The sequence below is a fragment of the Plantibacter sp. H53 genome (assembly GCF_001650455.1).
Lineage (GTDB): Bacteria > Actinomycetota > Actinomycetes > Actinomycetales > Microbacteriaceae > Plantibacter > Plantibacter flavus_A.
In genome coordinates this window covers 108,375-118,932 of record NZ_LWCT01000007.1, presented here as the reverse complement: position 1 = coordinate 118,932, position 10,558 = coordinate 108,375, and the positions used below count along the sequence as shown (strand labels likewise).

10 protein-coding genes are annotated in these 10,558 nt (G+C 71.7%); 4 read left to right on the top strand and 6 right to left on the bottom strand.

All coding sequences use genetic code 11. The features are described 5' to 3' along the window. Window positions 1-45 precede the first annotated feature (45 nt). The 3 genes from A4X17_RS05960 to A4X17_RS05950 form a co-directional block, all read right to left on the bottom strand. Window positions 46-597, bottom strand: a complete 552-nt coding sequence (locus A4X17_RS05960; protein WP_064294742.1) for a GIY-YIG nuclease family protein — start codon at window positions 595-597, stop codon at window positions 46-48. Window positions 598-708: 111 nt separating this feature from the next. Beyond that, the gene (locus tag A4X17_RS05955; RefSeq protein WP_064294741.1) at window positions 709-1,887 is read right to left on the bottom strand and encodes a Gfo/Idh/MocA family protein; all 1,179 of its coding nucleotides are present in this window, start codon (window positions 1,885-1,887) and stop codon (window positions 709-711) included. Continuing rightward, window positions 1,884-2,726 carry a class I fructose-bisphosphate aldolase gene (locus A4X17_RS05950; RefSeq protein WP_064294740.1) on the bottom strand — a complete coding sequence of 281 codons (843 nt, stop codon included), beginning with the start codon at window positions 2,724-2,726 and terminating at the stop codon, window positions 1,884-1,886. The genes A4X17_RS05955 and A4X17_RS05950 overlap by 4 nt, the downstream gene beginning before the upstream one ends. 124 nt (window positions 2,727-2,850) lie before the next feature. Between A4X17_RS05950 and A4X17_RS05945 the strand changes: the two genes are divergently transcribed. Both A4X17_RS05945 and A4X17_RS05940 read left to right on the top strand, forming a co-directional pair. Beyond that, window positions 2,851-3,927, top strand: a complete 1,077-nt coding sequence (locus A4X17_RS05945; RefSeq protein ID WP_064294739.1) for a carbohydrate kinase family protein — start codon at window positions 2,851-2,853, stop codon at window positions 3,925-3,927. Window positions 3,928-3,952: 25 nt separating this feature from the next. After that, window positions 3,953-4,975: a LacI family DNA-binding transcriptional regulator gene (locus tag A4X17_RS05940; protein ID WP_082915957.1), complete on the top strand. Its 1,023-nt coding sequence runs from the start codon at window positions 3,953-3,955 to the stop codon at window positions 4,973-4,975. Window positions 4,976-5,032: 57 nt separating this feature from the next. Here A4X17_RS05940 and A4X17_RS05935 read toward each other — a convergent pair whose 3' ends face one another. The 3 genes from A4X17_RS05935 to A4X17_RS05925 all read right to left on the bottom strand — a co-directional run bounded on the left by A4X17_RS05935 (window position 5,033) and on the right by A4X17_RS05925 (window position 8,301). Next, window positions 5,033-6,805: a glycoside hydrolase family 3 protein gene (locus tag A4X17_RS05935; RefSeq protein WP_064294737.1), complete on the bottom strand. Its 1,773-nt coding sequence runs from the start codon at window positions 6,803-6,805 to the stop codon at window positions 5,033-5,035. A 136-nt stretch (window positions 6,806-6,941) separates the two neighbouring features. Beyond that, window positions 6,942-7,895: an alpha/beta hydrolase fold domain-containing protein gene (locus tag A4X17_RS05930; RefSeq protein WP_064294736.1), complete on the bottom strand. Its 954-nt coding sequence runs from the start codon at window positions 7,893-7,895 to the stop codon at window positions 6,942-6,944. A gap of 40 nt (window positions 7,896-7,935) precedes the next feature. Further along, entirely contained in the window at window positions 7,936-8,301 is a 366-nt protein-coding gene (locus A4X17_RS05925; RefSeq protein ID WP_064294735.1) for a MerR family transcriptional regulator, read from the bottom strand. A 121-nt stretch (window positions 8,302-8,422) separates the two neighbouring features. Here A4X17_RS05925 and A4X17_RS05920 point away from each other — a divergent pair, with 121 nt between their 5' ends. Together A4X17_RS05920 and A4X17_RS05915 are read left to right on the top strand one after the other, a co-directional pair. Continuing rightward, entirely contained in the window at window positions 8,423-9,619 is a 1,197-nt protein-coding gene (locus tag A4X17_RS05920; RefSeq protein WP_064294734.1) for an MFS transporter, read from the top strand. 50 nt (window positions 9,620-9,669) lie between these two features. Next, window positions 9,670-10,521 (top strand): siderophore-interacting protein, encoded by an 852-nt coding sequence (locus A4X17_RS05915; RefSeq protein WP_064294733.1) that lies wholly within the window; start codon window positions 9,670-9,672, stop codon window positions 10,519-10,521. Window positions 10,522-10,558 lie beyond the last annotated feature (37 nt).

The following is a 10,558-nucleotide window of genomic DNA, read 5'->3' as shown; positions in this document are numbered from 1 at the left end:
GCCCGCGAGCGCTTCCCACCCCTCGACGGGCTCGGGAGCGGCAGACTATCGCCCACGCAGTGCCGCCGCCTCGCTGAGCCATCGGCTGTAGAGGTCCCAGGGGTCGACGTCGCGGGCGACCGAGGCGATGTGGGCGAGCAGTCGAGGCGACCCCGTGAACCATTCGGAGCGTTCGAGGCGCTCGCGGGCGAACTGTTCGTGACGGGCACGTTCGACGTGCCGGTCGCCGCGTTCGAGGGCGAGCAGTTCGTCGTGCCAGATCGCGGCGAACCGCTGGCGAGGGTTCGTCGTGGTGCCGATCTTCACGCGGTCGCCGTGACGGAGGTAGTAGACGACGTCGATCCGCGGCCGGGCGAGGTCGTCGTCGGGCACGTCCCCGTGCCGCCACTCGCACGCGGCGCACAACCAGGCGGACGGGTAGTGCCGGCCGAGCCGCGAGCCGCACATGATGCACGGCGAGGGCAGGGCGTCGACCACGCCCCATCGGCGCTCCGCCCAGTCGGCGGCGAGGGCCAGGTGATCCTCGCAGAGCGCGACAGGCGCGTCGACCGATGCCGCGGCGTCGCACCCGGGTTGTACGCATCGTCTGTGGGGCATCTCCCGAGTGTCCCCCACCCCGCCGACACCGGCCTCCGCTCACGGACGGGACGCGTGGCCCGCGCGCTCCCGGCTGGGAGACGATCGGGTGGCCTCCCAGCCGATGCGCAGTCACAGCGCGATCGCGCGACCCTCCTCGTGGGAGCGGATCGCCGCTCGGTAGATGTCGTGGGTGAGCGCCGCCTCCTCGGGGCGCGCCGCCCCGAACCGGTCGCTGAGGGAGCCGTGTCGCTCGGCGAGGAACACGGCCCACATCTGGAGGATCGTGTCGGAGAACCCGGACTCGAAGTTCGGGCCGGTCACCGTCGGCCACACCGACTGACTCCCCGCGTCGAGCTGCTGCCACACCTGCTCCCGACCGCCGCCCGGGATGTCCCGCACCGCGAACACCTCGACGAGCTTCGGGTTCTTCGTGCTGAACCGGACCCCGCCGTCGAGACCGATCGCCTCGAACTCCCACGTGTTCTTCTGCCCGGGATCGATGCGCTTCGTCTCGGTCGTCAGTGGGAAACGGACGCCGTCGTGGGTCGCCCAGCTGTGCAGCACCGCGTTGTCCCAGGTGTCGCACGGCACGAGCGAACCGTCGGGGCCCGGACGCTCGGTGACGATGTTCTGCAGCACCCCGTACACGCTCTCGGGTGCCCAGCCGAGCCGCAGCGGCACGTGCCAGGTGTGCATCCCGAGGTCGTTCATCACGCCGGCCTCACCGCAGAACCGCGTCTGGCGCTTCCAGTTGATCTGTTTGCCCCGATCGATGTCGCTTGAGTGCAGGAAACTGTTGCGCGCCTCGACGATCGTGCCGAGCGCCCCGGACCGGACGTAGTCGATCGCCAGCTGAGCTCCCGGGAAGAACGGCATCTCACTCGAACACCGGACGAAACTCTCCGGGTGCTCGGCCATCGCCGCGAGGACGGACTGCGCGGCCGCCGCGTCGATCCCGAAGGGCTTCTCCGCCAGCAGGCCCTTCCCGGCGCGGATGACGTCGGTGTAGATCTGCTCATGAAGGTCGTGACGCACGGCCACGTAGACGACGTCGACTGACGGGTCGGCGAGCAGCTCGTGGTAGTCCGTGGTCTTCGTGACGACCGTGTCGATCTCGTCGAACCAGTCGAGCGCCGCCGGGTTGATGTCGCAGACGGCCGTCAGTCGGGGTCGCACCGGGTGGTCGATGAGCGCCGGCCAGCGCTGAATGGCGGCTGCGGTCTCGCGCCCCATGAGTCCGCCGCCGATGATCGCGACGTTGACGCGCTCCGCCGTCGGCCGGTCGGCCGTCACCTGGTCGGCGCTCATGCGCGAGCCGCCTCGAGGATCGCGAGGCCGGCATCGGCGTCGGCGCCGTCGTGCAGCACCGCCATGAGTGCCGCGGTGATGGCCGCCGGGTGCTCGTGCTGGATGATGTTGCGGCCGTAGACGATGCCGCTGACCCCGGCGTCGAGGACGGCGACCGTGCGCTCCAGCAGGGTCCGATCGTCGACGCGACCGCCGCCACGGACGAGGACGGGGACGTCTCCGGCGACCTGCACGACGCGCGCGTACTCGGTGATGTCGCTACTCGGATCGGCCTTGATGAGGTCGGCGCCGAGTTCGACCGCCTGGCGCACGAGGGTGACGATCTTCTCGATGTCGCCGTCGACCTGGTACCCGCCGGCCGTCGTGTTGTCCTGCATGACGAGGGGTTCGATCATGAGCGGCATCCCGTACCGGGTCGCCTCGCGGCGCAGGGCCATGATCGAGCGGATGTTCGCCTCACGGACCTCGGGGTGCTCCGGGATCTGCATGAGGTTGACGCACACGGCGACGGCGTCCAGCCGGACGGCCTCCTCGATCGCGTGCGGCACGTGGTGGCTGTAGAGGATCGAGTCGAGGGGGTTGCCGTAGACGTTCGCGACGTCCGTCCGGAGGACGAGCGCCGGCTTGTCCTTACCGGGGACCTGCTGCAGGAGACGGGCCTGCCCGAGGGTCAGCTGGACGGCGTCCGGGCCCGCGGCGACGAGCGTGCGGACGACCTCGCCCATGTCCTCGATGCCGGTGATGAACGAACGCTCGCCGAAGAACCCGTGGTCGACGGCGACGTCGAGCGCGCGACCGGATCGGGCGTTGAAGAGACGATTGAGGCGGTACAGCGACATTGCGGCGGCTCCTGATCGTGACGGGGAGGGTTTCCGAATCGTCCCTCGGTGTGTCACAGTAGTGGCCTGAGACAACGTTGTCTAGCTTGGCCCGGGTCAGCCCGGGGCGAAGAACGGAGGGTCCATGGGCGAGATCGTCGTCGCCGGTCACATCTGCGTCGACCTGTCGCCGGGGCTGAGCGCGAGCGCACGCATCGATCCGGGCGCCCTCATCGACACCGGCCCGCTCCGCATCTCCCTCGGTGGCTGCGTCGCGAACACCGGCCTCGCCCTCGCCGATCTCGGGAGTACGGTCCGCCTGCACGCGACCGTCGGCGACGACGAGCTCGGCGCGATCGTCGCCTCACGCATCGCGGCGCACGACCGGCTCCACCCGGCGCTCGAGGTCACCGACCGGGCCGCGACCTCCTACAGCGTCGTCGTCGAGCCCGCCGGCCTCGACCGGACCTTCTGGCACCACACGGGCGCGAACGAGGTGTTCACCGGCGAGCACCTGGCCGTCGGCGACGCGGACCTGGTCCACCTCGGCTATCCCCCGCTGCTCCCCGGGATCGTCGCCGACGACGCGGCGCCCCTCGCGAGGCTGCTCGAACGGATCCACCGACACGGCGCCACCACGTCCATGGACCTCGCCGTCGTCGACCCCACGAGCGCCGTCGGCCATCTGGACTGGGAGGCGATCCTCCGGCGCACCCTGCCGCTGACCGACGTCGTGAGTCCGAGCGTCGACGACCTGCGTTCGGCGCTCGGCACGCTCCGCCTCCCGGCCGGGACCAGCGCATCACCGCTGGCCCAAGCCGCGGCGTTCGCGGACCTCCTGCTCGCCTGGGGCGCCGGCGTCGTGGCGATCTCGGCCGGCGAGGACGGTCTGCTCCTGCGGGCGGCCGGCGTCGACCGCCTGCGACTGAGCGGACGGATGCTCGCACCGCTCGCCGAGGCCTGGGCCGACGTCGACCTCGTCGCGCCGCCCGTCGCCGCACCCGCGTTCGTGTCGACCAACGGCGCTGGGGACGCGTCGACCGCCGGCCTGCTGTTCGCGATGTCACGCGGTGCAGCACCGGCGGAAGCGGCCGAGCTCGCGGGCGCGAGTGCCGCTGCGACGATCGCGGGACGCCGGCCGACGGCGGCTGAGATCACCCGACTGCGCCCCGGACTCAACGGCCTCTTCGCTGCCGCGGGCGCGGGCGAGCCGGTCGTGTGACCCCCCATACGCCAGGATGGTGAGCATGCGCAGCTCCCGACCCCCGACCATGAACGACGTCGCCGCGGCGGCCGGGGTCGGGCTGAAGACGGTGTCACGGTATGTGAACGGCGCGACGAACATCAACCAGGAGCTGTCGGAACGGATCGGCGCGGCGATCGAGGCCCTCGGCTACCGGCACAACCTGGCGGCCGCGAGCATCCGGCCCGGGCGGTCGAGCAAGGTCATCGGGCTCATCATCAGCGACCTGGCGAACCCCTACTACTCGGTGCTGGCACGCTCGGTGGAGCGCGTGTGCACGGAACACGGCTACCTGCTGATGTCGGCGAGCTCCGAGGAGGACGCCGACCGGCACCGCCTCCTCGTCGACCGGCTCGTCGCGCAGCGCGTGGACGGCCTCGTCGTCGTGCCGCCACGCCAAGCGACGACGGCCTGGGCCACGAGCACGATCGTGCACGTCCCGATGGTGCTCGTCGACCGACCGACCGGGCCACTCGAGTCGGTCGAGGCGCACACGGTGCTCGCCGACAACGCGGGCGGAGCGACCCGGGCGACCGCGGCCATGCTCGCCGCGGGCGCACGACGGGTCGCGTTCCTCGGCGACTCGCTCGAGCTGTACACGATGCGCGAGCGACTGGCCGGCTACCACCGGGCGCTGGCTGAGGCCGACCTCGGCGGCGCGGCGGGGACGGGTCCGATCGAGCCGATCGTCTCCGACGGCGCCCACTCCGTCGAGGACGCTGCGGTGGTCGTGACGGGGTTCCTGGCGACGGGCGAGGTGGACGCCGTGTTCGCCGCGAACAACCGGGCCGCGATCGGGGCGGTGCAGGCGTTCGCGACGGCCGGGCGACGGCTTCCGCTCGTCGGGTTCGACGACTTCGAGGCGGCACCGCTCGTGTCGCCGCCGGTGTCCGTGGTGGCGCAAGACGTGGCGCTCATGGGCCGCGTGGCGGCGGAGACCCTCCTGGCACTGATCGCCGGCGAGGCGGGCCCGCCCGTGACCCACACACTGGACGTGCGTCTGGAGCTGCGCGGGTCCGAGCGCTGACGCCCTTCGACAGGCTCAGGGACCGGGAGGGGTGCTCTCAGGGACCGGGAGGGGTGCTCAGGGACCGGCGGGGTAGGTGAGGCCGTGGCCGAAACGGAAGAGCGGGTCCTCGGTGTCGTAGGGCACGTCGGACCGACTCGCCTCGACGGCCGCCATCGAGCGCGGCAGGTCGAACGGCAACCGGCCCTCCGGCAGCGCCCGACCGAACACGACGTCGAGGAACGCCGCGTCGCTGCCGCCGAAGCTCGCGACGAGCGCCGCGACCGCGTCCGCCACCCCGGTGAGGATCGCCGGTCGGTCGAGGAGCATGTCGAGCACCGTCGGCACCGCCAGCGCGAGCGCCCGCAACCGCTCGACCTCGTCGGCCGGGATGTCGAGCGATCCGGCGTGGAACATGGCCTCGAAGCCGCCGGGCCGCGGTTCGTACGGCGTCTGCATGCGCACGAGGGCGACGTCCGCCGAAGCCGGATCCGCGACGACCTCGCCGTACGCGGCGGCGACCTCGGGATCGACGCCCTCCACGTACAACCGCGGACGCGGCGAGCGCACCGGCAGCGTCTCCTCCACGTTCGTCAGGACGGTGAAGGCGCGGCGCTGTGCGGCCTCGCCGGCGGCGACGAAGTCCGCGCGCCCGACGATGCCGCTCGCGGCGCCCGCGTCGACGTACGGCTGCTCGAAGAGCCCGAGCACGAACTTCTCGCGCAGCAGTCGACGCACCGAGGCGTCGATGCGATCCTCGGTGATGCGCCCCTGTTCGACGAGTTCGACCACGAGCTCGGGTCGGGCCTCGCCACCGAACTGGTCGCAACCGGCCTGCAGGATGCGCTCGACCCGGGACAGCTCGTCGAGGTGCTCCAGGCCCCACGCCCGCGCTGGCATGTCCTGCCCCATGATCGACGTGTCGGTGACGAGTCCCCAGTCGGTGCAGACGACGCCTGCGAACCCGAGCTCCTCGCGGAGGAGCCCGGTGATGATCCCGTGGTTGAAGGCGAACGCGACCTCCTCGTGCTCGGTCCCGACGGGCATCCCGTAGTACGGCATCATCTGCGCGGCACCGGCGGCGATCGCGGCGCGGAACGGGATGAGGTGGTAGTCGAAGTTGTCGCCGGGGTACACCTGTTCGCGCCCGTAGGCGAAGTGCGGGTCCTCCCCGTCGAGCTGTGGCCCACCGCCGGGGAAGTGCTTCGTCATCGTGGAGACCGACTGCGGCCCGAGTTCGGCGCCCTGGAAGCCTCGGATGTAGCCCGCGACGAGTTCGGCACTGAGCTCGGCGTCCTCACCGAACGTGCCGCCGATGCGCGACCAGCGCGGTTCGGTCGCGAGGTCGACCTGCGGGTGGAGCGCCAGCCGGATCCCGACGGCGAGATACTCCTGCCTCGCTGTGTCGGCGAACGCCTCGACGAGGTCGGCCGATCCGATCGCCGCGAGGCCGAGCGTCTCGGGCCACTGCGAGAACGCGCCGGCACGGGCCGCCGTCCCCACGTTGTCGGTGAAGTGGTTGCGCGGGTCGGTCGACAGGGTGACGGGGATGCCGAGTCGCGTGCGCGAGGCGCGCTCCTGCAGGGCGTTGGTCCACTCGGCGAGGGCCGTCGTGTCGGGCGCGGTGCCGAGGACGTTGAAGTGGGACATGAGCTGCTCGCCGATCATGTGCTCGCCGCTCGCGAGTCCCATGTGCGGGTTCGCCTCGTCGATGGGGCCCGGGGCGATCATCGTCTGGAAGAGCATGCCGGCCTTCTCGGCGACGGTCATCCGTCCGAGGAGGTCCTCCACCCGGTCCTCCACCGGCAGGCTCGCGTCGCGGTAGGGCAGCGCCGGTTCATGCTCGCTCATGGGTGGTCCGTTTCTCGTCGGTGAGTGGGGCGGCGTCGGGATCACCCGGGCTCAGGCGAGCCGGAAGCAAAAACCGAACTCCGTTCGGGAACGGAGTGTGACTCCAGTATGCCCGCTGACGGGGATCACGCAAGACTCAGCCGGCGTGGTTCCCCACGGCGCGCAGCCCGTCGGCCAGCCAGTCGAGCGACGGGGAGACGCCTGGCGCGACCGGATGGCGATTGAGGTGACCATGGAGGACGCCCGGCTCGAGCCGACTACGGACGGGTGCACCGGCGGCCTCCGACGCCGCGACGAGCAGCTCCCCCGACGGCCGGAGGTCGTCGAACTCCGAGAGCAGGACCGACAGCGGCGGGCGGTCCGGGGTCACGGGGACGATTCCCGGCAGGGCGAGCTCGGGCACGTCGTCGAGTCGACCGACGTAGTTCTCGACCATCCAGTCGATCGACTCGGTCGGGAACCGCATGAAGTCCGGGAGGACCGCCATCTCGGCCAGGACGTCCGACGGCAAGGCGGGCACGACCGCGTGCAGGAACGGGTAGGCCAGCAGCACGGCGTCCGCACGACGATCGCTGCGGAGTGACGCGGCGAGCGCGAGGGCCGCTCCGGCGCTGGCCCCACCGATGGCCGTCCGCGAACCGGGAACGGTCGACCGCTCGTCGTCGAGCTGCTCCCAGACCGCGAGCACGTCGTCGAGCGGCACCGGGTATCGCGTCGTGCCGTCCGCCAGGCGGTAGTCGACGGAGACGACCTCGGCAGCCGATCGCGCCGCCAGTTCGGCGCTCACGACGTGCGCCTCCGGCCAGTCGAGCGTCCCCGCCGCGAAGCCGCCGCCGTGCACCCAGAGGAGCGCGACGCCACTGGGATCGGCCGGGACGTAGCGTCGGATCGGGACCGCACCGTGCGGACCGTCGACGACCTCGTCGGTGATCACCACATCAATCGGCGGGCTCCACGGCCCGTCGTCGCCGTACGCGATGAGTCGTTCTTGGAACGCCTCGTCGAGCGCTCCGCCGGCGGCGGCGCGATCGGCGTTGGAGAACCCGTCGAAGAGGCTCAGGCGGTCGCGGTAGTACGGATCGAGTGACATGCGCCGAGCCTACCCAGCCGACTCGGTCGACTCGGTCGGCTCAGACCGCGACGCCGCCGACGCGCTGGAGGTAGACGTCGATGGCGTCCCGGCTCTCCTGGATGCAGCCGAGCTTCGCATCCAGTCGCTCGCGATGCTCGAGCAACCGCTCCAGCACCTCCGCCGAGGGCGTCACCTGGTAGATCGTGTCGTCGTCCTCGAAGCAGGGCAGGACCTGGAGGATGAGCGCGGTCGGCATGCCGACGGCGATCAGCTCGCGGATGCGCTGCACCTTCGCGACGAGGTGGTCCCCGTACTCGCGGTACCCGTTCGGGCAGCGGGTCGGGCGCAGCAACCCCTGTTCCTCGTAGTACCGGAGCAGCCGCGGTGTGCTCCCGGTGGCCGCCGCCAGTTCGCCGATGCGCATGCAAGACCCCTTCGACCGAGTTGTGTCCTCTTGGAGCAGCCGTCGGTGCCGGGCGGATATTCCCGGGGCATCCTCGCCGGCTTGACCCTGCCACCAGTGGCAGGCCGGGAGACTCACCGACATGACCACCGACAGCGTGCGCACGACACGATCCACGACCCCTCCTGCCACCCGAACCCGCTCTCCCCTGCCGACCGCGCTGCTCCTCGCCGCCGTCGGATTCGTGACACTCCTCACCGAGGTGCTCCCGGCCGGGGTCCTCCCCGCGATGGCCGCCGACCTGGGCGTGTCGGAGTCGATCGCGGGCCAGAGCGTCGCCGTCTTCGCACTCGGCTGTATCGTCGCCGCGATCCCGATCAGCCGTGCGCTCGCGAGACTCGACCGCCGGACGGTCGTGCTGCTCGCCCTGGTCGTCTCGGCGCTCGCGAACGCCGGCACAGCTGTCGCGCCCGACCTGCTCACGCATCTCGCGACCCGGTTCGTCGCGGGGCTCGTGGCCGGCGTCGTCTGGGCGATGCTCCCGGGGTACACGCGCGGGTTCACCACCCCGGAGCGGTTCGGCTCCACACTCGGCATCGTGCTGTCCGGTGCCACGCTCGGCTTCGCGCTCGGCGTCCCGGCCGGCGCGGTCCTCGGTGAGGGGTTCGGTTGGCGCACGGTGTTCGGGATCGTCGCCGCCGCCACCGCGCTCCTCGGCGTCATCGCGGTCGTCGTCGCTCCCCGCGTGCCAGGCAGCGCCCCCGGGCGTTCGACACGCATGGGTGCGGCGCTCCGCATCCCCGCGGTCGTCACGATCGTCGTGGCCCTCGCCGTCTGCATCATCGGCCAGAACATCGCGTACACCTACCTCGCACCGGTCCTGTCCGCCCGCGGCACGCCCGTGCCGCTCGGGGTGCTCCTCGCCACCTTCGGTGTGGCGTCGGTCGTCGGGACCCTCGGCGCCGGACGGCTGGCGAACCTGCGCCTCGGGACGACCATCCTCACGGCCGCCCTCCTCGGGACCGTCGGCCTCGCCGTTGTGGCCTGGGATCCCCCGGTCGTCGTCCTCCTCATCGCAGCGGCAGGCTGGGGGCTCGCCTTCGGCGCCTACTCCGTGCTCTTCCAGGTGGCGATCGCGCGGGTCGCCGGGAACGCCGCGGACGCGGCCCAGTCGGCGCTCGTCACGGTGTGGAACTGCTCGATCGCCACCGGCGGGGCGGTCGGTGGGATCATCCTCGGAACCTGGGGTGCGTCCCTGCTCCTCCCGGCTGCGGCCGCGCTGACCATCGTCGCCATCCCCCTCTGCGCCGTGATCGCACGCGCCGTCCGCCGCGGGTGAACGACGGAGGACCCGGCACGCCGCAGCCGGGTCCTCCTAGACTCGACAGGATGCCCGTTCCGTTCCTGCACTCGCCGAACATCCTGTTCGACACGGTCGTGGACCGCACGGAACGGCTGTCCCCCGGCTTCGTCCGCCTCACCCTCGCCGGTGCCTCGCTCGTCGACTTCGCCCCGTACGAGCGGGACCAGCGGATCAAGATCCTGCTGCCGGGAGACGACGGTGCGTACCCGGACGGACTCCACGGCGGCCTGCCGGAGCACGCGTGGCGGCGCGCCTGGCGAGCGCTCCCACCGGCGGACCGCCCGGTGATGCGCAGCTACACCGCCCACCGCGTCAGGCCGGCGCAGCAGGAGGTCGACCTCGACGTGTTCATCCACGAGCCGGCCGGTCCGGCGAGTCGTTGGGCGCTCGGGGCGCGGCCGGGCGACCGGTTGCTCGTCTCGGGGCCGGACGTCCGTCGCGGCGACCCGACGCACGGTGTCCAGTGGGCGCCCGGTACCGCGACGACCGTGCTCATCGCCGCCGACGAGACGGCCTTCCCCGCCGTCCACGGGATCCTGCGCTCCCTCGACGAGGACGTCCGCGCCCACGTCCTCCTCGAGCTCGGCGATTCCGCCGACACCGCCCTGCTCGGGCCACTGCTCGAGCGTCACACGGTCGAGGTCCATGAACGGGCCGGGCGGCCTGGCGGTGACGCGCTCGTCGCCGGCATCGAGCAGTGGCTCCAACTGCACGGGTCGTCGGCGGCGACACTGGGCACGGACTTCGCCGCCTGGCTGGTGACCGAGAGCACCCGGATCCCTCTCCTGCGCGCTGCGACGACCGACCACGGGATCGATCCCGAGCGCGTGCACGGGCAGGGCTACTGGAACGCTCGCCCCAGAACCACGCCCGAATGAAGGTTATGCTTGCCTTACTTGGTCGCGTCCGTCGCGG